Annotated in this window: 16 protein-coding genes and 1 pseudogene; 9 read left to right on the forward strand and 8 right to left on the reverse strand. The window is 65.9% G+C overall.

Features of this window, described 5'->3' with window-relative positions; translation table 11 throughout:
- Nucleotides 1-269: 269 nt before the first annotated feature.
- Nucleotides 270-1,655, reverse strand: a complete 1,386-nt coding sequence (locus ABIC03_RS11220) for a hypothetical protein (protein ID WP_275169953.1) — start codon at nucleotides 1,653-1,655, stop codon at nucleotides 270-272.
- Nucleotides 1,656-1,730: 75 nt separating this feature from the next.
- Between ABIC03_RS11220 and ABIC03_RS11225 the strand changes: the two genes are divergently transcribed.
- The gene (locus ABIC03_RS11225; RefSeq protein ID WP_275169954.1) at nucleotides 1,731-2,927 is read left to right on the forward strand and encodes an MFS transporter; all 1,197 of its coding nucleotides are present in this window, start codon (nucleotides 1,731-1,733) and stop codon (nucleotides 2,925-2,927) included.
- Here the strand turns inward: ABIC03_RS11225 and dgcA are convergent.
- A pseudogene (gene dgcA, locus ABIC03_RS11230) lies at nucleotides 2,897-3,890 on the reverse strand (N-acetyl-D-Glu racemase DgcA). The gene ABIC03_RS11225 and the pseudogene dgcA overlap by 31 nt on opposite strands.
- Nucleotides 3,891-4,033: 143 nt before the next feature.
- Between dgcA and ABIC03_RS11235 the strand changes: the two are divergent.
- The 3 genes from ABIC03_RS11235 to ABIC03_RS11245 are packed head-to-tail and all read left to right on the forward strand — an operon-like array spanning nucleotide 4,034 to nucleotide 6,838.
- On the forward strand, nucleotides 4,034-5,167 hold the full coding sequence (locus tag ABIC03_RS11235; RefSeq protein ID WP_275169956.1) for an MlaE family ABC transporter permease: 1,134 nt from the start codon (nucleotides 4,034-4,036) through the stop codon (nucleotides 5,165-5,167).
- Between the two features lie 2 nt (nucleotides 5,168-5,169).
- Nucleotides 5,170-5,940, forward strand: a complete 771-nt coding sequence (locus ABIC03_RS11240) for an ABC transporter ATP-binding protein (RefSeq protein ID WP_247400481.1) — start codon at nucleotides 5,170-5,172, stop codon at nucleotides 5,938-5,940.
- A gap of 16 nt (nucleotides 5,941-5,956) precedes the next feature.
- The gene (locus tag ABIC03_RS11245; protein WP_275169957.1) at nucleotides 5,957-6,838 is read left to right on the forward strand and encodes an MlaD family protein; all 882 of its coding nucleotides are present in this window, start codon (nucleotides 5,957-5,959) and stop codon (nucleotides 6,836-6,838) included.
- A gap of 196 nt (nucleotides 6,839-7,034) precedes the next feature.
- Here ABIC03_RS11245 and ABIC03_RS11250 read toward each other — a convergent pair whose 3' ends face one another.
- Nucleotides 7,035-12,743, reverse strand: a complete 5,709-nt coding sequence (locus tag ABIC03_RS11250) for an apolipoprotein A-IV repeat region-like domain-containing protein (protein ID WP_354058055.1) — start codon at nucleotides 12,741-12,743, stop codon at nucleotides 7,035-7,037.
- A gap of 396 nt (nucleotides 12,744-13,139) precedes the next feature.
- Here ABIC03_RS11250 and ABIC03_RS11255 point away from each other — a divergent pair, with 396 nt between their 5' ends.
- Nucleotides 13,140-13,514 carry an Hpt domain-containing protein gene (locus tag ABIC03_RS11255; protein ID WP_354058057.1) on the forward strand — a complete coding sequence of 125 codons (375 nt, stop codon included), beginning with the start codon at nucleotides 13,140-13,142 and terminating at the stop codon, nucleotides 13,512-13,514.
- 165 nt (nucleotides 13,515-13,679) lie between these two features.
- Nucleotides 13,680-14,000 (forward strand): 2Fe-2S iron-sulfur cluster-binding protein, encoded by a 321-nt coding sequence (locus tag ABIC03_RS11260; RefSeq protein WP_007602043.1) that lies wholly within the window; start codon nucleotides 13,680-13,682, stop codon nucleotides 13,998-14,000.
- 12 nt (nucleotides 14,001-14,012) lie between these two features.
- Here the strand turns inward: ABIC03_RS11260 and ABIC03_RS11265 are convergent, their stop codons facing one another.
- The gene (locus ABIC03_RS11265) at nucleotides 14,013-14,480 is read right to left on the reverse strand and encodes an acyl-CoA thioesterase (protein WP_354058059.1); all 468 of its coding nucleotides are present in this window, start codon (nucleotides 14,478-14,480) and stop codon (nucleotides 14,013-14,015) included.
- A gap of 179 nt (nucleotides 14,481-14,659) precedes the next feature.
- Here ABIC03_RS11265 and ABIC03_RS11270 point away from each other — a divergent pair, with 179 nt between their 5' ends.
- From ABIC03_RS11270 to ABIC03_RS11280, 3 genes are all read left to right on the forward strand, one after another.
- Nucleotides 14,660-15,688, forward strand: coding sequence for an NAD(P)/FAD-dependent oxidoreductase (locus tag ABIC03_RS11270; RefSeq protein WP_354058061.1), 1,029 nt, complete (start codon nucleotides 14,660-14,662; stop codon nucleotides 15,686-15,688).
- Nucleotides 15,689-15,804: 116 nt separating this feature from the next.
- The gene (locus ABIC03_RS11275; RefSeq protein WP_354058063.1) at nucleotides 15,805-16,401 is read left to right on the forward strand and encodes a DUF2147 domain-containing protein; all 597 of its coding nucleotides are present in this window, start codon (nucleotides 15,805-15,807) and stop codon (nucleotides 16,399-16,401) included.
- Nucleotides 16,402-16,780: 379 nt separating this feature from the next.
- The gene (locus ABIC03_RS11280; protein ID WP_027518961.1) at nucleotides 16,781-17,137 is read left to right on the forward strand and encodes a hypothetical protein; all 357 of its coding nucleotides are present in this window, start codon (nucleotides 16,781-16,783) and stop codon (nucleotides 17,135-17,137) included.
- Between the two features lie 89 nt (nucleotides 17,138-17,226).
- Here ABIC03_RS11280 and garD read toward each other — a convergent pair whose 3' ends face one another.
- From garD to kdgD, 4 genes are all read right to left on the reverse strand, one after another.
- Nucleotides 17,227-18,768, reverse strand: coding sequence for a galactarate dehydratase (garD, locus tag ABIC03_RS11285; RefSeq protein WP_354058065.1), 1,542 nt, complete (start codon nucleotides 18,766-18,768; stop codon nucleotides 17,227-17,229).
- A gap of 118 nt (nucleotides 18,769-18,886) precedes the next feature.
- On the reverse strand, nucleotides 18,887-20,335 hold the full coding sequence (locus tag ABIC03_RS11290; protein ID WP_275169965.1) for an aldehyde dehydrogenase family protein: 1,449 nt from the start codon (nucleotides 20,333-20,335) through the stop codon (nucleotides 18,887-18,889).
- A gap of 17 nt (nucleotides 20,336-20,352) precedes the next feature.
- Complete coding sequence (gene gudD / locus ABIC03_RS11295) at nucleotides 20,353-21,696, reverse strand: glucarate dehydratase (RefSeq protein WP_354058067.1); 1,344 nt, start codon at nucleotides 21,694-21,696, stop codon at nucleotides 20,353-20,355.
- Between the two features lie 25 nt (nucleotides 21,697-21,721).
- Nucleotides 21,722-22,666, reverse strand: a complete 945-nt coding sequence (gene kdgD, locus ABIC03_RS11300) for a 5-dehydro-4-deoxyglucarate dehydratase (protein WP_354058069.1) — start codon at nucleotides 22,664-22,666, stop codon at nucleotides 21,722-21,724.
- Nucleotides 22,667-22,785 lie beyond the last annotated feature (119 nt).

Genomic DNA, 22,785 nt, shown 5'->3' on the forward strand with positions numbered 1-22,785 from the left:
GCTGAGCGCGCGGCGGCCTATCCGTCATTGCGAGCGCAGCGAAGCAATCCAGACTGCCGCTGCGGAAAGACTCTGGATTGCTTCGCTACGCTCGCAATGACGTTGAGGAGAGGGTGCTTTCCCACGCCGCTCTCGTGCCCCGGACGCAGCGCAGCGTCTCTTCGACGGTGCGCTGCAGAGCCGGGGCCCATGTTGGGGCGGACGCTGTGGCTCCTGGGTCCCGGATCTGCGCTTCGCCTGTCCGGGACACGGCCGAGTAGGCGCTCCCCTTACGAGAAGAACGCGATCTTCTCGGCCTGGGTCATGCGGCGGATTGGTGCCATGGGATCGTTGGCGGCGGCGCGGGGCTTTTGCAGGATGCCGCTGGCGAGGATGGTGGCGCCGAGTGAGGCTTCCGGGACCGGCGAGGGCATCGGCAGCGTCGTGGCCTGCGCCGCGCCGAATGTCGCCGTGGCGGCCATGACAGGCGACGGCTGCTCCATCACTTCGGCGGCGGCTTCCGCAATGGCGTTGGTGAGGCGCGCAAGCGATTCCATCGCGATCGGCGCTTCCTCTACGGGCTCCTCCACGACCGCTGCGGCGGCGACTGGCTCTGGTGCGAGCGGCTCTGGTGCGATCGGCTCCGCTATCTCGGCTGCGATGGGCGCTGCGGCCTCCGCAACCACCGGCTCGGGAACCGATGCTTCCATCTCGACCGGCTCGATGATCTCGTCGAATTCCGGGTCGGGCGCGGCCATCTCCAGCGCGATCGCGTCGAGGATGGCTTCGTCCTCGGCTTCGGCAGCGGCATCGAGCGAAAATTCGTCCGTCACCTCGGCGAAGGCGGCGGGCTCTTCAAGAGCGGCGTCTTCGGGCGCGATCCGGCTCTCGGCGACGGTCTCCGGCTCCAGCGTGGCGTCCATCGCCTGTTCCGCAACGGAGAAGACTTCAGCGACGCCGGCCGTCTCCACGGCGGCTTCGGGATCGATCGCCTCTGCGATGTCCTGCGGCTCCGTAAAAGCCACGGCGGCTTCGCCGGCCATTGCCGCAGGTGCGGCCTCCGCAAGCGGAGCTTCCGCAACGGGCGACGGTGCGTCCTGCACCGGAGCCGGCGAGGGGCGCGCGGCCCGCGGCGTTGCGTCAGCGTCGGTCTGGTCGATCCGGTCCTTGAGCAGATCGAACGCGGCCTTGAGGTCTGCGCGGGGGTCGATGGTCGAAACCTGCGCGCAGGCTGCCTCGATGGAGGCGAGCTGCGAATCAATCAGATCGCAGATTCGCCCGTCGGCGCCGATCTCGCGCCAGCGCCAGGAGATCTCCTTGATGATGCGCAGGCCGCGCGGGATCGGCGCGAGGCTCGCCTCGATCGCCCCGGGATCGAACGCCGCGATCGCGATCGTCTCGGCCTCGCGGATCGCGTGCCGGATCGCGACCAGCGCCTCGGGCAGGCGGTCCTCGACCACGGGTTGGCGCTGTGCCGCAAGGGTTTCTTCGATTTTCGCGACCGCGTCGAGCACCATGCGGGTGTCGGCATTGCGGTTGCGCTTGGCGTATTCGCCGAGGAACCAGCGGCCGCGCGCGGTCTCCATGAAGGCTTCGCGGATCGCGTCGTAATCCTGCTCGTTCGGCTCGGCCGCGCGGGCAGACATAGGCGAGAGGGCGAATGCTTCGTTGGCCATGTCAATCTCGTCGCGCAAATCACCGCGCGTTACAGTAACGATCACCACGATATCGACCGAATCGCAATTGGTTTGATGGCACCCGAATCACAAATCCCCATCGCAGCATCTCAGAAGCGGCGATTCGCCGTCAGCCTCGCGCTGTTCTACTCGGCCGTGTTCGCGGTATCGGGAACGCATCTGCCGTTCTTTCCGGTCTGGCTGAAGGCGATCGGCATCGACGCTGCCTGGATCGGCCTCATCAACGCGCTGCCCGCGATCACGCGCTTCACCACGCTGCCGCAGATCACCGCCTTTGCCGAAAAGCGACATGCCATTCGCGCCGGCATGATGGTGTCCGTGCTGGCGACGGCGATCGGGTTCACGGCGGTCGGCTTGCAGCAGCAGCCGCTGGCGCTGTTCCTGATCTATGCGCTGACCTGCATGATGTGGACGCCGACCATGCCGCTGACCGACGCCTATGCGCTGCGTGGCGTCGCCCGCTACGGGCTCGACTACGGGCCGGTGCGGCTGTGGGGCTCGGCAGCCTTCGCGGCCGGCTCGCTCGCCTGCGGCTATCTCGTAGACCACATCGCGCCGCGCGATCTGATCTGGGTCATCGTCGCCTGGGCCGTGATTGCGGTCGCCGCCGGCATGCTGCTGCAGCCGCTCGACGATGTCAGGCGAAGGACGACGGCGGTGCACGACAGCAAGGCGCTGCTGCGCGATGCCGGCTTCTGGGCCATCATCGTCTCTGCCGCGCTGATCCAGGGCAGTCACGTCGCGTATTATACGTTCTCGGCCATCAACTGGCAGGCCCACGGCCTCGGCGGGCTGACGATCGCGGGCCTCTGGACATTAGGGGTGATCGCCGAGATCGCCGTCTTCGCGCTGTCGCCGCGCTTCTCGCTGCATCCGTCCTCGCTGATGGCGATCGGGGGCGCGAGCGCGGTCGTGCGCTGGGTCGTCACCGCATACGATCCGCCACTCGCGCTGCTCGCGGTCGTGCAGCTTGGCCACGGCCTGACCTTCGGAATGACCATTCTCGGCACCATGAGTCTTCTGGTGCAGCGGGTGCCGTCGCATCAGATCGCGCGGGGGCAGGGCTACTACGCCGCGTGCAACGGGCTGTTGGGTGCGACCACCTCGATCGCGTCAGGCGCGATCTACGCCCGCATCGGCGATGGCCTGTATTACGTCATGGCAGCGATGGCCGCTGCCGGCGCACTTCTGATCTGGTCGGCGCGGCACCAGCTGAAAGCTCATCCCCACAGCGACGAGTCCGGCGGATAGATCAGGCTGTCGTCGTAACGAAGGCCATGATCGCGGTCGCGCGCCAGCAGCAGCGGGCCGTCGAGATCGACGAAGCGCGCCTGCGGCGTCACCAGCATCGCCGGCGCCATCGATAGCGAGGTTGCGACCATGCAGCCGATCATGATCTCGAAGCCGAGCGCCTGAGCGGCATCGGCCATTGCCAGCGCCTCGGTGAGGCCGCCGGTCTTGTCGAGTGATGTTCACGGCGTCGTAGCGCTCGCGCAGGGGTGCGAGCGAGTGGCGGTCGTGCACGCTCTCGTCGGCGCAGACCACGAGCGGCCGCTTGATCCGCGCCAGTGCGTCGTCTTTGCCCGCGGGCAGCGGTTGCTCGACCAGGGTGACGCCGACGCCCTCGCAGACCGCAAGATTGTGCTCCAGATTGGCCTCGGTCCAGGCCTCGTTGGCATCCACGATCAGCTCGGATTCGGGCGCCGCCTCGCGCACGGCGGCGATCCGCTCCCCGTCGCCGTCGCCGCCGAGCTTGATCTTGAGCAGGGGCCGGTGCGCCGCTTTGGCGGTCGCGGCAGCCATGGCCTCGGGCGTGCCCAGCGAGATCGTGTAGGCCGTGGTGCGCTCGCCCGGCGACGGGCGGTCGAGCAGGCTCCAGGCCCGCAGGCCGGCGGCCCTGGCTTCCAGATCAATCAGGGCGCAATCCAGCGCGTTGCGGGCCGCTCCGGGCGGCATGGCGGCTTGCAGGGCCTGGCGGGTGAGGCCGCGGGCCACGGCCTCCTTCATGGCCTGGATGGCGGCAAGGGTCGCCTCGGGTGTCTCGCCATAGCGGGGATAGGGCACGCATTCGCCGCGGCCGGTCAGGCCGTCCCGGTTGACCTCGGCCACGACGGTCACGGCCTCGGTCTTGGCGCCCCGGCTGATGGTAAAACTGCCCGCGATGGGAAAGCGCTCGATTCGCGCGGAGAGGGCCGGAACTTTGCTGGAAGTCATTTTGAACTCTGGCGAAATCTGAACCTGCTGGTTACCTGTGGCAACTAAGGTTAACCAGTTGGGGATACCTTCTCTGGGTAAGGGCGCGTGCGCAACCATCTGATTTCATCCGTTTCTCGCGCCTCGGCACGGGAGCGGACATCTTGAACGGCGATCCGAAGCTGGAACGGATTGCAAAAGGCAATGCGCTGGCACTCTGCGCCACCGGAACCTGGACCGCGAGCTTCGCGCCGGTCCTGGAGCGGATGGTGGCTGACGCCGAGAAGCTCGCCGGCGGCTCTCAAAGCATCTTCATCGACGTTTCCGAGGTCTCCAAGCTCGACACTTTCGGCGCCTGGCTGATCGAGCGGCTACGCCGCAGCCTGACGCAGGGCGCCGTCGAGGCGCAGATCGCCGGCCTCTCCGCCAATTATTCGAGCCTCGTGGACGAGGTGCGGCGGGTCAGGGCAACGCCCGTCATCGACAGCAGCACGATCACCATCACCGGCATGCTGGAGCAGATCGGCCGGGCCGTGGCCGGCGTTGCCGGCACCGTGGCAGGCCTGATCGACATGCTCGGCGCGGTGCTCGCGGCGGTCGCGCGCACCCTGATTCATCCGCGCTCGTTCCGCCTGACCTCGACCGTGCATCATCTCGAGCAGGTCTGCTGGCGCGCGGTGCCGATCGTCGTGCTGATCACGTTCCTGATCGGCTGCATCATCGCCCAGCAGGGCATCTTCCACTTCCGCAGGTTCGGCGCCGACCTGTTCGTCGTCGACATGCTCGGTGTGCTGGTGCTGCGCGAGATCGGCGTGCTGCTGGTCGCGATCATGGTCGCGGGCCGCTCGGGCAGCGCCTACACCGCCGAACTCGGCTCGATGAAGATGCGCGAGGAGATCGACGCGCTGCGCACCATGGGTTTCGACCCGATCGAGGTGCTGGTGCTGCCGCGCATGCTCGCGCTCGTTCTCGCGCTGCCGATCCTGGCCTTCCTCGGTGCGATGGCCGCGCTCTATGGCGGCGGCCTCGTCGCCTGGCTCTATGGGGGCGTGCAGCCGGAGGCTTTCCTGCTGCGGCTGCGCGATGCCATCTCGATCGACCATTTCATCGTCGGCATCGTCAAGGCACCTGTCATGGCCGCGGTGATCGGCATCGTCGCCTGCGTCGAGGGGCTCGCGGTGCAGGGCAGCGCCGAATCGCTCGGGCAGCACACGACGTCGTCTGTCGTGAAAGGCATCTTTTTCGTCATCGTCATGGACGGCGTCTTCGCCATCTTCTTCGCCGCGATCGGGATGTGACGATGGCTCCCGAAATTCAGAACCCCATCATCCGCGTCCGCGACATCACCGTGCAGTTCGGCGCGACGCGCGTGCTCGACGGGCTCGACCTCGACGTCAAGCGCGGCGAGATTCTTGGCTTCGTCGGTCCTTCCGGTGCGGGCAAGTCCGTGCTGACACGCACGATCATCGGGCTCGTGCCGAAGGTCGCGGGGAGCATCGAGGTGTTCGGCGTCGACCTGGATGCCTCCAATACGTCGCAGCGTCGCAACGTGGAGCGGCGCTGGGGCGTGCTGTTTCAGCAAGGCGCGCTGTTCTCTTCGCTCACGGTGCGGCAGAACATCCAGTTTCCGATGCGCGAATATCTGCGGGTGTCGCAGCGTCTGATGGACGAGATCACCATCGCCAAGCTCACCATGGTGGGTCTCAAGCCCGAAGTCGCCGATCGCTTTCCGTCGGAACTGTCGGGTGGCATGATCAAGCGCGTGGCGCTGGCACGCGCGCTGTCGCTCGACCCGGATCTCGTGTTCCTGGACGAGCCGACCTCGGGCCTCGATCCGATCGGCGCCGGCGACTTCGACGAGTTGGTCAGGACGTTGCAGCGTACTTTGGGGCTGACCGTTTTCATGGTAACGCACGATCTCGATAGCCTTTACACAGCATGTGACCGCATCGCCGTTTTAGGCAACGGTAAGATCATTGCGGCAGGGTCGATCGCCGACATGCAGGCCTCGCAGCATCCCTGGCTGAGGCAATATTTCCATGGCAAGCGCGCTCGCGCGGTGATGGGCTGAGGTGCCGGAGTAGCTGATGGAAACGCGCGCAAATTACGTGCTGATCGGGTCGTTCACGCTGGCAGTGATCGCCGCCGCGATCGGCTTCGTGCTGTGGTTTCAGTCGCTGCACACCACCAAGCAGCGCAGCCCCCTGCGCGTCGTGTTCGAGGGCCCGGCCGCGGGCCTGCGCAACGGCGGCAGCGTCAATTTCAACGGTATCCGGGTGGGCGAGGTGGTCTCGGTGAAGCTCGACAACCCGCGGCGGGTTGTCGCACTCGCCATGGTCGAGAACAACGCCCCGATCCGCAAGGACACCCTGGTCGGCCTCGAATTTCAGGGCCTGACCGGCGTTGCCGCGATCTCGCTCAAGGGCGGCGAGGAGGCCGCGCCGTCGCCGCCGCTCGACGAGGACGGCATCCCCACGCTGACGGCCGATCCCAACAAGCTCCAGGACGTCACCGAGGCGATCCGCGGCACGCTCCAGAACATCAACAAGATCGTCGCCGACAATCAGGAGTCGGTGAAGAACTCGCTGAAGAATCTCGAGACCTTCACCAACTCGCTCGCCCGCAACTCCGAGAAGATCGACGGCGTGATGGCCAAGGTCGACGGCGTGATGCTCAAGGCCGATAGCCTCATGCTCGGCCTCAACACGCTCGCCGGCGGCAAGGATGGCGGCGAGCTGTTCCAGGCGGTGAAGTCGATCCGGGAACTGGCCGACGATTTCGACAAGCGCTCCGGCGCATTGATGACCGACGGCCGCCGCACGCTCGGCGACATCAGTCGCGCCGTCAACAATTTCGACCGTAACCCGACCCGCGTCCTGTTCGGCGCCAGCAACAGCGCACCGCCGGCCGCTCCGCCTCCGCCGCCAGAGCCGCCGAAGCCGGCCGCGCCGGAGCGCCGGCGGCAGTAGCCGCGTTGCACTCGTCTCTCACCTCGTCATTGCGAGCGAAGCGAAGCAATCCAGACTGCCTCCGCAGAAGCAGTCTGGATTGCTTCGTCGCAAGAGCTCCTCGCAATGACGAGTTTGTGGAGGCGCAGCGATGTGCCCCAAAACAAAACGGAGCCCGCGAGGGCTCCGTTTTTCATTCGCTATCGCCGCGAACCGCTCACCCCAGCCGGCCCGCTGCGTGCGCGAGCAGTGTGTACACTAGGCCCGTTTCCGAGGTCAGGTGGTTGCGCAGCTCCTGCGGGCCGCGGCCGTCGCGGGCGACTTCGTCGAGCAGACGTTCGAACTCGGCGACATAGCGGTCGACCGTGCCCTTGAAGTTGCGGTCGGAGCGATACTTGCGGGCGACCTCGTCAAAGGCCTTCTGGCCGGCGGGCGTGTAGAGGCGCTTGGTGAAGGCCTTGTTCTCGCCGCGCTGGTAGCGGTCCCACATCTCGGACGCGAGGTTGCGGTCCATCAGCCGGCCGATGTCGAGCGACAACGATTCCAGCGGATTGCCGCCACCTTGCGGAGCCTGCGGCTGCGGAGCCGGTGCAGCCTGGCGGGCGCGCGGGGCCTCACGTCCGGTGGGTGCACCCTGGTTGGCGTCCGTGCGGCTCAGCAGGTCGGACAGCCAGCCGTCGCGGCCCTGGTCGTTTCCGGCCGGTGCGACCGGCGGCGCTTCGGTGCGGCGCGAGGAGGCCGGCATGCCGAGGTCCGGCGGCGGCAGCGTCGAGGCGCTGGCGCTTTCGCGCATGCGCGTCTCGGTGCTGCGCGCGCCGACCGCCGCCAGCATCGGCTCTTCCTGACGCTGCACGCTGGCGCGGCCCGTCGTGGAGACGTCGAGGCCACGGCCGTGCTGGGCCACGATGCGGTTGAGCTCGGCGAGCGCCTCGATCTGGTCGACGATCACCTTGCGCATCTGCGCAGTGCTCTCGGCGGCCTCCTGGGGCATCTCGAGCACGCCGCGGCGCAGCTCGTTGCGGGTGGCTTCGAGCTCGTTGTGCATCTCGAACGCCATCTGCTTCATGCTGGAGACGAGGTTGGTGAACTTCTCGGTCGACTGCTTGAACATCGCATCCGCCTCGTCGGTGGTCTGGCGGTAGATGTCGTGCATGGCCTCGACGGTCTGCCGGTGCTCCTCTTCGGAGGCCGACCGCACCGCCTCGAACTGGCGGGTGATCGCGGCGGAACCGGCGCCGGCGGTCTCCGCCACGACGCGGGCGATGTCGCGGGCACGCTCTTCGGCGGCTGCCAGCGATTCATCGAGCAGGCCGGTGAAGCGCGACAGGCGCTGGTCGAGATCGGCCGTGCGCAGGTCGATCGTAGTGACGAGCGATTCCAGCGCCTGCTTGCGTTCGGCGAGCGAAGCGGTGGTGTTCTTGTTGCTCTGCTCCACGACCTGCGCGGCCTCGACCAGTGCCTTGCCGTGCGCGTCGAACTGGGTCGACAGCTCGCCGAGATCCTGGAGCGCCCGCGTGGTCTTGCTGTTGAAGACGTTGAGCTGGTCTTCCAGGTTCTGCGTCGCAGCGCCGTTGCGCGAAGTGACGTCGTTCATCGCCGAGACGAAGTCGGCGACGCGCGTCACCAGCGCCCGCTCGAGCGAGTTGAGGTTGTCGTGCGCACCGGTCAGCACCTCCTGGAGCAGGATGTTGCCTTCGCGCAGGCGCTCGAACAGGGCGACCGTGTCGGTGCGCAGGATCTTGCTGGTCTCCTGCATCTCGGTGACGGCCGCGATCGAGACCTGGCGCGACTGGTCGATCGCCGCGCGGGAGGCCTGCTCGAGGTCCTTGAGCGACTTGTTGACGGCACCCGTCGCCATCTCGCTCGCCGAGTTGATGGTTCGCGCCACCTCGGAGCCGTTGCCCATCATGGTCTGCGAGAACGCGTGGCCGCGGGTCTCGATCGACTTCAGCGCGTCGGACGTGACGCGGTCGATGTCGAGCGTGAGCTGGCTGGTCTTGGAACCGATCGCGTCCACGAGCGAGCCGCGCTTGGCGTCGATCATGTTGGCGAGACGGTCCGACTGCTGCTGCACGTAGGTGACAATCTCGTCGGTCTTGCCGGTCATGGCCTGGCCGAAGCTGCTGCTGGCGGCGAGCACCGAACGCTCGACGTCCGCCGAGCTCGACTTGACCCGCGAGCTTGCCTCGTTGGAGGCGTTGATCAGCGCGTTCTGGGCGTTGAGCGCGCTGGTCTGGATGTCGTTGGTCGCGTTCGCGGTGGCCGTGCTCAGCGTACGCTCGATCTCGCTCGAGATCGTGCGGATCTGGCTTGCGGCATCCGCCGAAGTCGAGGTCAGCGAGGTCTGCGCCTCACGCGCGCTGTTGAGGATGGTCGAGGCGGTGTCGGCGCCGACCGAGGTCAGCGTGCGCTCGATGTCCGTGGTCAGCGACTTGATCTGGCTCGCAGCGTCCGTCGAAGCGGAGATCAGCGTGCCCTGGGCTTCGCGTACGCCGCTGGTGAGCGCCTCGATGGTGGCGCCGCCGGCGGTCGCCAGCGCGCGCTGCATCTCGGCCGCCAGCGAACGAACCTGGCCGGTCTGTTCGGCGGAAACCGCCAGCAGCGTGCTCTGGGCATCGCGGGCGCTGGTCGTGATCGTCTCGGCGGTCGACTGGCCGACCTGCGAGAGCGACCGATGCACTTCGGCGGCGAGAGACTTGACCTGGCTCGCCGCATCCGAGGACGCGTTGACGAGCGTGCTCTGGGCTTCGCGCGCGCCGGTCATGATGGTCTCTGCCGTCGCGGTGCCGGCCATCGAGAGCGAGCGCTGCACGTCCGAGGACAGCGCCTTGATCTGGTTGGCGGTCTCGCTCGAAGCCGCGACCAGCGCGCTCTGCGCGTCGCGGGCGCCGGCGGTGATCGATTCCGCCGTGGCGGAGCCGGCCATCGACAGCGAGCGCTGCACGTCGGCGGTGAGGGTCTTGACGTGGTTGGCCGCGTCTGAGGACGCCGTGACGAGCGTGGTCTGCACCTCGCGGGCACCGGCCAGGATCGAGGCGGCGGTCGCCGAGCCTGCCGACGACAGCGTGCGTTCGACGTCGGCCGTGAGCCCCTTGATCTGGTTGGAGGCATCGCCGGATGCTGCGACCAGCGTCGACTGCGCTTCGCGGGCGCTGGTCAGGATCGAGTTCGCGGCACCGGTGCCGACCGCGGTCAGCGCGCGCTCGACCTCGGCGGAGGTCATCTTGAGCTGGGCGTTGACGTCGGAGGAAACCGTCATCAGCGACTGCTGTGCGGTGCGCGCACCGGTTTGGATGGTCTCGCTGGTGTTGACCACGAGGTTGGTGAGCGAGCGCTCGGCGTCCTCGACATGCGAGCGGATCGCGGTCGAGATCATCTCGGCGCGGGACATCATGTCCTCGCTGGCCTGGCGTCCGCTGCTTTCGATGCGGCCGGCGACGGCCTCGACGCGCGAGCCGAGCAGGTCCTCGAACTGCGCCACGCGCACGTCGATGTCGCTGGCGACCGAGCCGACCTTGGTCTCGATGGCCTGCTGGATGTCCTGGAACCGCGCCGTGACCGTGTCGGTCAGGTGCATGCTGCGGCCGTCGATGATCTCGGTGACGCCGGTGATGCGGCGGTCGACCGCCTCGATCGCCTGCGCGGTGCCGTCCGTGAGCGTCGAGGTCAGGAGGGTGAGGCGGGTGTCGATCGACTGCACCGCCTGCGAGGCGCCGTTCGTCACCGCGGTGGTCAGATAGGTGAGGCGCGTGTCGATGGATTCGAGCGCCTGCGACGCGCCGCCGGTGAGCGTGGTCGTCAGATGCGTGAGGCGCGTGTCGATCGTCTGGATGGTCTGCGATGCGCCATCCGTCAGCGAGGTCGTGAGGTGGTTGAGGCGGTTGTCGATCGTCTCGATCGCCTGCGATGCGCCATCGGTTAGCGACGTCGTGAGATGGGTGAGGCGGTTGTCGATCGACTGGATCGCCTGCGCGGCACCGTCGGTCAGCGACGAGGCGAGCGTGTTGAGCCGTCCGTCGATGGTCTCGGTGACCGACTTCGCACGGGTATCGAACGACTGTTCGAGCGCGGCGACGCGGCCGACGAGCTGCTCGTCGAAGGTCTTGATGTGACCATCGATCGTCGAGTCGAGGCTGGAGATTTTGCCGTTCAGCGAGGTGTCGAGGTTGCTGACGCGCTCGCCGACCGTGGTCTCGAACTGCACCAGGCGCTGGTCGAGCACAGCCGTGATCGCGCCGCCGTTGGAGGTGAAGCGGGTGTCGAAATTGTCGACATAGGTCTTCAGCGACTCATGGATGTCCTGCGTACGCTGGCCCATCCGATCGACGATCTCGCCGCCGAAGGTCTTCACGGTGCGGTCGAACTCGGAGATGTGGCGGGTGATCAGCGCGCCCAGTGTGCCGGAGTCGCGGGCGAATTTCTCGACCAGCTCGGTGCCCTGGTTCTTCACCAGCTCGTCGAAGGCGCTCATCTGCAGCGACAGCGAGTCGTGCGCGGTCTCGGTCTGGCTGACGACCTTGGCGACCAGCGTGTTGACGGTGGCGTCGAGCGCTTCGCTCGCCTTGTCGCCGGAGGTCATGATGTGGCCGGCGAGGCGGTTGCCGGCGTCGTCAATCTTGGCGGAGAGGTCGTTGGAGCGCAGCTCGAGTTCGAGCAGCAGCGAGTCCGACGAATTCTTCAGGCTGTCGTGCACCTGCTCGGTGCGCTCGGAGATGCCGTCGACGATCGCGGCGGAGCGCTGCTCAAACTCGCCGGTGATGCGGTCGATGCGCTCGTTCAGCATTTCGTGGACGCGGTCGGCGAGGTCGACGAACTCGTCGTGAACGTGGCCGGTCTTGAAATTGAGGCTGGTGGTCAGCCGCTCGCTGGCGTCGAGCACCGCGCGCGTGGTCTCGTTGCTGGCCTCCTCGAGGCGGTCGAGCAGGTCGCCGCCGCGCTCGCCGAGCGCGAGGATCATGTTGTCGCCGGCGTTGCTGAGCGCACCGGTAATGTGGGCGCCGCGCTCTTCGAGCGCCCCGGTGATGGACTTGGCGACCTCGTCGACGCGCGAGGCGATCGCGTCCGAGATCAGCGCGATGTCATGGCGCAAATCGATCTGCACGCCGGAGATGGCGCTGCGGACCTGCTCGGCCTGGCCGACCAGATTGTCGCGCTGATGCGCGATGTCCTGGAGCAGGGCGCGGATGCGCACTTCGTTGTCCGAATACGCGCGTTCGAGCGCCGCGACCTCGTTGGCGACCAGCGTCTCGAGTTCGCCGGCGCGCGCGATGGCGCGCTCGATGCCGTCGCCCATCGCCGCAACCTCGCGGCGGATGGCTTGGCCGACGGTCACCATGGAATCCGAAGCCGAGCCTTCCGGCTCGGAGAAGCGGATCGCAACCTGGGCCATTGCTTGCGCGACCGAGCTCATTTGCTGGCCGCGCCAGACGAGGCTCGCCAGGAAGAAGAACAGCATGATCGGCGCGAAGAACATCGTGACGAGGCCGGCAATGGCCAACACGCCGCCGCTCTGGCCCATCGCCGCCTGGATCGAAGGCAGGAAGCCGACCGTCAGCGCGGCGCAGGCCGCCAGCCAGATGACGGTGAAGATTGTCGCGCCGGTAGAGATGTTGCGGGTCGGGCGTCCCGTTTGCAGCGTCTGCAAGAGCTGGCCGATGGTCGCACGGTCGTCATTGGCGGCGCGGCGCGAAGAGCGCGGCTCCTCGACCTGGTCGAACATCGCGCGTTCATTCGCGGCAGGACGCGGGTCGAAGCTCGGTTCGTCGAACATCGGGGGAGCCGGTGGCGCGACCGGGGGCGGCGTTTCGCTGCGCATCGAGGCATTGCGGCTGGTGTCCGCAGCCGTGTCGCTGATGTTCAGGGCTTCCTGGATTGCAGAAAGCGCATCTTCTGTGGGGTCTTTGACCTTTTTCGGAGTGTTTGCCATGTTCAGTCCGAGCCCTCGTTACTTGTACGCGTCCCCCCGCGAGCTCTGCGCGCTACGCAAGCCCACAGTCCGGATCATGCCGCTTGCGCGGATCTCCGAGCCATCCCCACCCGGACGGCTTGTCCGCCAATTTCTCCAACATCCTATTGGCAGAGCGTCGCGAATGAAATGCCCGCGATTAAGACATTCTTAATCATCGTTAACAGGATCGTGCCGTAAGGCCTTAGCAATAAATGGAATTCTCCACGGAACTCGCCGGATTGCGGCAACTTTTCGTCAATAAACAGGCAGATTTGCGTAAAACGGCCGGAACATTTCGTTAACCATTTCCGTGCTTGGGTGGAGGGAACTTGACCGCCGGACCGGCGGACAACGCGCGATGCCGGGGCCTGCGCCATGACGCCTGAACTGCAACGGATGGACTGGATGCCCTCGCCCCCGCTTGCACCCATCGACAGCCCGCTCGACCTCGATCATCTCTCCCGCATGACGCTCGGCGATTCCGAGCTGGAACAGGAAGTGCTGGCGATGTTTGCCGAGCAGGCCGTGCGCCTGATCGCGGCAATGGCAGCGCTGCCGGCCGAGGCCGGTGTACTCGTCCACAAGCTCAAGGGCTCGGCGCGCGGGATCGGCGCCTTTGCGGTGGCGGATGCCGCAGCCAGTCTGGAGACCGCGATCCAGACCGGCCAGGGCCGGCCTCACGCCTTCGCCGCGCTGAAAGAGGCGGTGACCGAAGCTCGCGCCGCCATCGAGGCGATCCTCAACCCTTAGGCCGACAGGGCCAGAGCCGTCCTCTAGTGTTTTGTTTTGACGGGTTTTCTTCCCGCGAAGCGGTATTCACGACTTATCAAAACGCTATGGCGCCGGGCTGATCGACCCGTTATAGGACAGCCCGGACCCTCCTTCATTCCCTAGATCGCGGCAGTACGAGCACACATGGCCAAAATTCACTTTGTCGATCACAAGGGCGAAACCCGTACGGTGGACGTCGAGAACGGCGCGACTGTGATGGAAGCCGCCATCCGCAACAGCATTCCCGGCATCGAGGCCGAATGCGGCGGCGCGTGCGCCTGCGCCACCTGCCATGTCTATGTCGACGAAGCGTGGCGCGAGAAGGTCGGCAGCCCGACGCCGATGGAAGAGGACATGCTCGACTTCGGCTTCGACGTACGCCCGAACTCGCGCCTGTCCTGCCAGATCAAGGTCTCCGACGATCTCGATGGCCTCGTCGTGGCGACGCCGGAGCGGCAGGCCTAACTCTCTTAGCCATCATGTGCTCGGCGGCGCGACCTCGATGCCGCGCTTGTGCCAGGGGCTGAGCTTCTCGAGCACTTCCGCGGTGAGTGGCCTTGGCCGGCGCGACGCTTCGTCGATCATCACGGCGACCGACGTCGCCGATGCAATGCACTTCCCTTCCGAAAATACCACCTGCTCGAACGTCACCGACGTTCGTCCCAGCTTCGCGACGCCGAGGCCGAGTTCGATTGTGTTCGGCCAGTGCAACTCGGCGCGAAAATGGATGTCGAGCCGCACCATGATCCAGGCAAGTCCCGGCGGCGTCAGGCCGTATTCCGGGAGCTTCATCAGCGTGACACGGCCGGTCTCGAAATAGGTAGCGTAGACCGCGTTGTTGACGTGCTGGTTGGGGTCGAGATCGCCGAAGCGGACATTGTCGCTGAGGCGAAAAGGATAGTCCTCCAGGCGCGGCGTCGTATCGAGGCGGCTTGGTGCGTTCACCGATTGATCTCCGTCATAGCGTTGCTGGTTACAGCCCAGTTATCCTGACCCGGCAAGTGGGTGCGGCTGCGGGGCGCTCCCGCTTTTATGCCTTCCCTGATCCATCCCCGTTGGCTAGACAGGCAGGGTCACCTCGGCCCAAAGGGCGCCGTCCCACCGAACGACGATAAAGAGACGACATGAGCGACGCGATCAAAACGGATGTGCTGATTATTGGCGCCGGCCCCTGCGGTCTGTTCGCCGCTTTCGAGCTGGGCCTTCTCGACATGAAGACGCATTTCGTCGACATCCTCGACAAGGTCGGCGGCCAGTGCGCAGAGCTCTATCCGGAAAAGCCGATCTACGACATTCCCGGCATTCCGAAAGTTTCGGGGCAGGGCCTCACCGACGCCCTGATGGAGCAGATCAAGCCGTTCCATCCGACCTTCCATCTCGGCGAAATGATCGAGACGGTGGAGAAGATCGGCGATCCCCTGTTCCGCTGCACCACGGACGCCGGCAAGGTGTTCGAATGCAAGGTGCTGGTGATCGCTGCCGGCGGCGGCTCGTTCCAGCCCAAGCGTCCACCGGTGCCGGGGATCGAGGCCTATGAAGGAAGCTCGGTGCACTACGCCGTGCGCAAGATGGAGACGTTCCGCGACAAGAACGTGCTGATCGTGGGCGGCGGCGATTCCGCGCTCGACTGGACGCTCAATCTGCATCCGATCGCCAAGCGCATCACGCTCTTGCACCGTCGCGACGATTTTCGCGCCGCCCCCCACAGCGTCGAGCAGATGCGCGCGCTGGTCTCTGCCGGCAAGATGGATCTGCGGCTCGGCCAGGTCACCGCGTTGTCGGGCAACGAGGGCAAGCTGAGCGGCGCCACCGTCAAGGGCAACGACAACAGCGTGAGCGAAATTGCCTGCGACACCATGCTGCCGTTCTTCGGGCTGACCATGAAGCTGGGTCCGGTCGCGAACTGGGGCATCGCGCTGGAGAACAATCTGGTGCCGGTCGAGACATCCGCGTTCGAGACCAACGTCCCGGGCATCTTCGCGATCGGCGACATCAACACCTATCCCGGCAAGATCAAGCTGATCCTGTGCGGCTTCCACGAGGGCGCGCTGATGTCGCAAAAAGCCCATCGCTACGTGTATCCGGAGAAGCGGCTCGTGTTCCAGTACACGACATCGTCCTCCAGCCTGCAAAAGAAGCTCGGCGTCAACTGACGGCGGCGGGCGATGCCCCATGTTTCTGGTGCTGGAACAGTTCGCGAAATCGCCGTAGTCTGCGGCCATTGCAGTAGGCGGCTTAGCAAGGCGATTGGCTCAGCAAGGTGATGATAATGCGGACTCTCTTTTCCGGCTTTCGGTTGTTCTCGCTCCTCGCGCTCGCGATGTCGCTCGGCGCGGTGAGCCCGGTTGCGGCGCAAGTGCAGCAGCCGACCGCCGCGGGCCTCTGGCAGAAGGTCGAAGACGGCAAGACGGTGGGATGGTTCCTCTTCGTCGACCACAACGGCATCTTCGAAGGCGTCATCGCAAAAACCTTTCCGCGGCCCGGCGACGATCCGAACGAGATCTGCGCGAAATGCACGGACGATCGCAAGAACGCGCCGGTGCTCGGCCTCTCCTTCATCCGCGACATGAAGCGCGATGGCTTGAAGTATGACGGCGGCAACGTGGTCAACCCGCGCGACGGCAACATCTGGAAGGCAAAGATGACGGTCAGTCCGGATGGGCAGACCCTGACGATGCGCGGCTTCCTCGGCATTTCCCTGTTCGGCAAGGATGAGACCTGGACGCGTCTTCCCGACGCCAACATCGCGCAGGTCGATCCCGCCATCGTCGCGAAATATCTCCCGGCGCAAGCAACCGCTGCGACCAAGCCCGTGCCCGCGGCGAAGAAGGGCGGCGCGATGATGGCGCCGGCGCCGAAGCAGTAGGGTCTAGGTCGCGCGCTGTGGCGCCCGAACTTCCGTAGCTCCACACAGGCCGTCATTGCCCGCCAAGCGGGGAGTCCAGTACGCCGCAGCCTCTCCGCGTTCTTGCGCGGTGTCCGTGGCCCCCGTGCGCAATCGCGCATGCGGCCGGCTGCGACAGCGGAGAACTTGGCGCGCGAGCAGCAGTCATACCCGTCGAAAGACCAATGCGTGCCGGACGCGCGCCAGTAGTTCCCCGGAATGCGCGGTGGCGCCGGATTTGCATAGCTATCCGCAAAGCTGTTGGGGGAATGAGTCGCCGTCCTTGACGCCCTTCGCCGAGTCGCGGAAGGCGGACGGCAACTATCGCCCCGCGGCGATGACCTCGATCCGCGGAGACGACATGAGACGTGCAATACCGCGTGCCGCTATGCTGCTGGTCCTGACGGTGCTGCTGACCGCCCCGACGATGGCGCGTGACGACGGCCGCTACGCCAACTCGCCGTTAAAGCCCTGGTTCGAGAGCCTGCACAGCGAATACGGCCAATGCTGCTCGGATGCCGACGGCTACGTGGTCGCCGATGTCGACTGGGAATCCGACAAAGGCCGCTATCGCGTGCATCTCGAGGGCGAATGGGTGGTCGTGCCTGACGGCGCCGTCATCACCGAGCCGAACAAGATCGGCCGCACCATGGTGTGGAAGCACTATATCGACGGCCATCCGCGCGTTCGCTGCTTCATGCCGGGCAGCATGACGTAGACTGAAGCGTCATCCCGGGCGAAACGTAGCGTCGAAACGGGACTCGCACCAATGCATCCACGCGGCGAGACAGCGCCCGCGCGCGGCGCTCAGGTCACCGGCGCCGGATTGAACAGCGTCAAATCGTTGTGGATGCCCCAGCGATCCGACCATGGTTGCGTGCGGCCGCTGGCGACGTCGAGGATCAGGCGGAACAGGTCCCAGCCGGTCTCCTCGATGGTCTTTTCGCCGGTCGCGATGCCGCCGGCATCGAAATCGATCAGGTCCTTCCAGCGTCGCGCGAGCTCGCTGCGGGTCGCTACCTTGATCACGGGCGCAGCCGCAAGGCCGTAAGGCGTGCCGCGGCCCGTGGTGAACACCTGCAGCGTCATGCCGGAGGCGAGTTGGAGCGTGCCGCAGATGAAGTCGGACGCCGGCGTTGCCGCAAACAGCATGCCTTTCTGCGTCGCCTTCTCGCCGGGCGAGAGCACGCCGGTGATGGCGCTTGATCCGGACTTGACGATCGAGCCGAGCGACTTCTCGACGATGTTGGCAAGCCCGCCCTTCTTGTTGCCCGGCGTGGTGTTGGCGCTGCGGTCAGCGCCGCCGCGGGCCAGATAGGAATCGTACCAGGCCATCTCGCGGACCAGTGCGCGGCCGACGTCCTCGTTGATGGCGCGGCGGGTGAGGAGCTGGATCGCGTCGCGCACTTCGGTGACTTCCGAGAACATCACGGTGGCGCCGGCGCGCACCAGCAGGTCGGCCGCGAAGCCGACCGCGGGATTCGCGGTGACGCCGGAGAAGGCGTCGCTGCCACCGCATTGCAGGCCGATGACGAGATCGGCGGCCGGGCAGGTCTCGCGGGTGCGCTTGTTGAGGATCTTCAGGCGGGCTTCGGCCTGGGTCATGATGGCGTCGACGATGGCGCCAAAGCCGTCGAAGACTTCGTCCTGCATGCGCACGATGGCATTGCTGACGCCTTCCGGCACCAGACGCTCGGGCGCGAGCTTTTCGCATCCCAAGCTGACGACCAGGATCTCCCCGCCGAAATTCGGGTTCTGCGCGATGTTTTGCAGCGTGCGGATCGGAATCACAGCGTCGGGCGCGTTGATGGCGACGCCACAGCCATAGGCATGCGTCAGCGGCACGACGTCATCGACATTCGGATATTTCGGCAGCAGCTCGGCGCGGATGCGCTTCACCGCGTATTCCATCGTGCCCTTGACGCATTGCACGGAGGAGGAGATGCCGAGGATGTTCTTGGTGCCGACAGAGCCGTCGGAGTTGCGAAAGCCTTCGAATGTGAAACCTTCGAGCGGCGGCAGCGGCGCGGGAACGGCGGTCGAGATTTCCAGCTTGTCGAGGGCAGGGGCCTCCGGCATGCGGATGCGCGCTTCGTCCACCCATTCGCCGGCCAGGATCGGCGCGAGCGCATGACCGATCACCTCGCCGTAGCGGATGATCGGGGCGTCCTGGGGGATGTCGACCAGCGCCGTCTTGTGGCCTTGCGGCACGAAGGCGCGCAGCGTCAGCCCGCTGGCAAAGCGCGAGCCGGCGGGAAGCCCGAAATCATTGACCACGATCGCGACGTTGTCGCGATCGTTGAGCTTGATGTAGCGCGGCTGCTCTTTCGCTGCGACCGACTGGTCCATGGAAGGACTCCGAAGTGTAGGGTGGGTTAGCGCAGCGTAACCCACCACCGTCTGCATCCGTCGAACCACAAGAGGTGGGTTACGCTGCGCTAACCCACCCTACGACACCTACGATCCATCAACCGGGATAGGTATAGGCGGTCTTCACCGTCGTGTAGAACTCGCGGGCGTAGGAGCCCTGCTCGCGGGCACCGTAGCTCGAACCCTTCCGGCCGCCGAACGGCACGTGATAGTCGACGCCGGCGGTCGGCAGATTGACCATCACCATGCCGGACTCGCTGTTGCGCTTGTAGTGCGAGGCGTATTTCAGGCTGCTGGTGCAGATGCCGGAGGCAAGGCCGAACTCAGTGTCGTTGGAGATCGCGAGCGCCTCTTCGTAGTTCTTGGCGCGAATGACGGCGGCAACCGGGCCGAAGACCTCCTCGCGCGAAATGCGCATGTTGTTGTTGGCCTCGGTGAACAGCGCCGGCTGGAGGTAGTGGCCGGGCGTTTCGCGCTTGAGCAACTCGCCGCCCCAGGCGAGCTTGGCACCCTCGTCCTGGCCGATCTTGATGTAGCGCAGGTCCTGGTCGAGCTGGCTCTGGTCGACCACCGGGCCGATATGCACGCCGGCCTTGAGCGCGTCGTCCACCGTCAGGCCTTTCAGGCGCTCGGTCACCGCCGCAACGAAACGGTCGTGAATACCTTCGGTGACGATCAGGCGGGACGAGGCGGTGCAGCGCTGGCCGGTGGAGAAATAGGCGCCGTTGACGGCGACTTCGACGGCGGTCTTGAGATCGGCGTCGTCGAGCACGACCAGCGGGTTCTTGCCGCCCATCTCGAGCTGGAATTTCTTCATGTTGCTCGAGGTCACGCAGGCCTGCGCGATCTTGCGGCCGGTCTGCACCGAGCCGGTGAAGGTGATCGCGGCGACGTCGGGATGCTCGATCAGGGTCTGGCCGACCACGGAGCCCGAGCCGACAACGAGGTTGAACACGCCGGCCGGGATGCCGGAACGGGTGATGATCTCGGACAGCGCATGCGCCGAGCCCGGCACCAGCTCGGCAGGCTTGAACACCACGGTGTTGCCGTAGCAGAGCGCCGGGGCGATCTTCCAGGCGGGGATCGCGATCGGGAAATTCCAGGGCGTGATCATGCCGACGACGCCCATCGGCTCACGGGTGAGCTCGACGTCGATGCCGGGACGCACCGAGGCCCCCTTTTCGCCGATCATGCGCAGCGCCTCGCCGGCGAAGAACGCAAAAATCTGGCCGGCGCGGGCGACCTCGCCGATGCCTTCGGGGAGGGTCTTGCCTTCCTCGCGGGCGAGCAGGCGGCCGAGCTCTTCCTTGCGGGCGATGATCTCGAGCGAAATCTTGTTCAGCGCGTCGTAGCGCGCCTGCGGCGTCGACTGCGCCCAGGCGGGGAAGGCGGCCTTGGCGGCTGCGATCGCCTTCTCGGTCTGCGCCTTGTCGGCCTTGGCGTATTCGCCGACTAGGTCGTTGGTGTTGGAGGGGTTGATGTTCTTGGTGACGCCGGAGCCGTCGACCCATTCGCCGCCGATGAAGTTCTTCAGGATCGCAGTCATAGCTTCCTCCAGAGTTTTTAACGAACCAGGCAGGGACGCTTGTCGTCGAAGGTCCAGCCGGGGATCAGGTCCTGCATGGCAATAGCGTCATCGCGGGCGCCGAGTCCATGCTGCTTGTAGAGGTCATGCGCGGCGTCGATGGCGGCCCTGTCGATTTCGATACCCAGGCCCGGCCTATCAGGCACAGCGATCTTGCCGCCCTTGATCTGGAGCGGCTCCTTCGTCAGCGCCTGGCCGTCCTGCCAGATCCAGTGCGTGTCGATCGCGGTGACCTTGCCGGGGGCGGCGGCGCCGACATGGGTGAACATGGCGAGCGAGATGTCGAAATGGTTGTTGGAGTGCGAACCCCAGGTCAGGCCGTTGTCGCGGCAGGTCTGAGCCACGCGCACCGAACCTTGCATGGTCCAGAAATGGGGATCGGCCGGCGGAATGTCCACCGCGCCGAGGCGCAGCGCATGGGACAATTGCCGCCAGTCGGTCGCGATCATGTTGGTTGCGGTCGGCAGGCCCGTGGCACGGCGGAACTCGGCCATGATCTCGCGGCCGGAGAAGCCGCCTTCGGCGCCGCAGGGGTCCTCGGCATAGGCGAGGATGCCGTGCATGTCCTTGCAGAGGCTGACAGCCTCGTCGAGCGACCAGGCGCCGTTCGGGTCCAGCGTCACGCGGGCATTGGGGAAGCGTTTTGCGATTGCTGTGACGGCCTCGATCTCCTGCTCGCCGCGCAGCACGCCGCCCTTGAGCTTGAAATCAGCGAAGCCGTAATGGTCGTGGGTGGCTTCCGCGAGCCGCACCACGGTTTCCGGCGTCATCGCCTGCTGATGGCGGAGGTTGAACCATTCGGGCTTGCCGGTCTCGCCGCCGATATAGTCGAGCTTGGATTTGCGCCGGTCGCCGACGAAGAAGAGATAGCCGAGGGTCTCGACGCTGTTGCGCTGCTGGCCTTCGCCGAGCAGGGCTGCGACCGGCAGGTTGAGATGCTGGCCGAGCAGATCGAGCAGGGCCGACTCCACGGCCGTGACGGCATGGATCATGACGCGGAGATCGAACGTCTGCTTGCCGCGGCCGCCGGCGTCGCGATCGGCGAAGGCGGTCCTGATATCGGCGAGGATGTTGTTCATCGCGCCGACGGTCTTGCCGATCACGAGATCACGGGCGTCCTGCAGCGTCTGCCAGATCTTCTGCCCGCCCGGCACCTCGCCGACACCGGTGTGACCGGCATTGTCGGTGAGAATGACGATGTTGCGGGTGAAGAACGGCGCATGCGCGCCGCTCAGATTGAGGAGCATGCTGTCACGACCTGCGACCGGGATCACCTGCATCGCGGTGACGACCGGTGCGCCAGTGATCTCGGTCTTGGCCATCGCAGGCTCCTCCCTGTGTCGTTTGTTATTCTGCAGCCTGTTGTGACGATCGGATGGCGGGCAGGTTTTTCACCAGCGCCGTGACCTCCGCGATCTCCTGCTCGGTGAGGTCGGTCAGCGGCGGGCGGACCGGACCGGAATCGCGGCCGATCACCTTCATGCCGGCCTTGATGATCGAGACCGCATAGCCCTTCTTGCGGTTGCGGATCGCGATCAGCGGCAGGATGAAGTCCTTCAGGCCGGCATGGATCGTCGCGTGGTCGCGCTTGCGCACGGCGGCGTAGAAGTTGGTGGCGAATTCCGGAACGAAGTTGAACACCGCCGAAGAGTAGGTCGTCACGCCCATGTCGAGATAGGGCAGCGCGAAGGTCTCCGCGGTAGGCAAGCCGCCGATATAGGTCAGGCGGTCGCCGAGCTTGGTGTAGACGCGGGTCATCAGCTCGATGTCGCCGATGCCGTCCTTGTAGCCGACGAGGTTCGGGCAGCGTTCGGCGAGGCGGGCGAGCGTATCGGGCTGGAGGATGGCGTTGTCGCGGTTGTAAACGATGACGCCGATCTTCACGGAGGCGCAGATCGCTTCCACGTGGGCAGCGAGGCCGTCCTGCTCGGCATGGGTGAGATAGGGCGGCAGCAGCAACAAGCCGTCGGCGCCGGCCTTCTCAGCGCCCATCGCGATCTCGCGCGCGGTGGCGGTGCCGTAGCCGGTGCCGGCGAGGACGGGAACGCGGCCCTTGGTCTCGTCCACGGCGATCTTGACGACCTGCGGAACCTCGGCCGCCGTCAGCGAGAAGAACTCGCCGGTGCCGCCGGCGGCGAACAGGCCTGCGACGTCATAGCCGCATAGCCAGTCCATGTTGGCGCGGTAGGTCGCCTCGTCGAAGGAGTAATCCGCCTTGAACGGGGTGACGGGGAAAGACAGGAGGCCGGATCCGATCTTCTGGGCCATTTCCTGCGGGGTCATCTTGCTCATGGGCGCTGCTCCCTGGTCTCGTGTTGTGGAGGACGCAAAGGCTGCGCGTCCATGCGCCGTGGTTTAGGAGACCGTTCGATGCGGGTCCAAGCCAAAGCCTATATCGACCGATGCGAATT

The sequence above is a fragment of the Bradyrhizobium sp. RT6a genome, assembly GCF_040547675.1.
Taxonomy (GTDB): Bacteria; Pseudomonadota; Alphaproteobacteria; order Rhizobiales; family Xanthobacteraceae; genus Bradyrhizobium.

Excerpts from the sequence above, each read along its gene's own strand:
- ABIC03_RS11225 (WP_275169954.1), top strand. The coding sequence starts at position 1,731 with ATGGCACCCGAATCACAAATCCCCATCGCAGCATCTCAGAAGCGGCGA.
- gudD (WP_354058067.1), bottom strand. The coding sequence starts at position 21,696 with ATGGCCAAGACCGAGATCACTGGCGCACCGGTCGTCACCGCGATGCAG.
- kdgD (WP_354058069.1), bottom strand. The coding sequence starts at position 22,666 with ATGAGCAAGATGACCCCGCAGGAAATGGCCCAGAAGATCGGATCCGGC.
- ABIC03_RS11290 (WP_275169965.1), bottom strand. The coding sequence starts at position 20,335 with ATGACTGCGATCCTGAAGAACTTCATCGGCGGCGAATGGGTCGACGGC.
- ABIC03_RS11270 (WP_354058061.1), top strand. The coding sequence starts at position 14,660 with ATGAGCGACGCGATCAAAACGGATGTGCTGATTATTGGCGCCGGCCCC.
- garD (WP_354058065.1), bottom strand. The coding sequence starts at position 18,768 with ATGGACCAGTCGGTCGCAGCGAAAGAGCAGCCGCGCTACATCAAGCTC.
- ABIC03_RS11240 (WP_247400481.1), top strand. The coding sequence starts at position 5,170 with ATGGCTCCCGAAATTCAGAACCCCATCATCCGCGTCCGCGACATCACC.
- ABIC03_RS11260 (WP_007602043.1), top strand. The coding sequence starts at position 13,680 with ATGGCCAAAATTCACTTTGTCGATCACAAGGGCGAAACCCGTACGGTG.
- ABIC03_RS11280 (WP_027518961.1), top strand. The coding sequence starts at position 16,781 with ATGAGACGTGCAATACCGCGTGCCGCTATGCTGCTGGTCCTGACGGTG.
- ABIC03_RS11255 (WP_354058057.1), top strand. The coding sequence starts at position 13,140 with ATGACGCCTGAACTGCAACGGATGGACTGGATGCCCTCGCCCCCGCTT.
- ABIC03_RS11250 (WP_354058055.1), bottom strand. The coding sequence starts at position 12,743 with ATGGCAAACACTCCGAAAAAGGTCAAAGACCCCACAGAAGATGCGCTT.
- ABIC03_RS11275 (WP_354058063.1), top strand. The coding sequence starts at position 15,805 with ATGCGGACTCTCTTTTCCGGCTTTCGGTTGTTCTCGCTCCTCGCGCTC.
- ABIC03_RS11245 (WP_275169957.1), top strand. The coding sequence starts at position 5,957 with ATGGAAACGCGCGCAAATTACGTGCTGATCGGGTCGTTCACGCTGGCA.
- ABIC03_RS11220 (WP_275169953.1), bottom strand. The coding sequence starts at position 1,655 with ATGGCCAACGAAGCATTCGCCCTCTCGCCTATGTCTGCCCGCGCGGCC.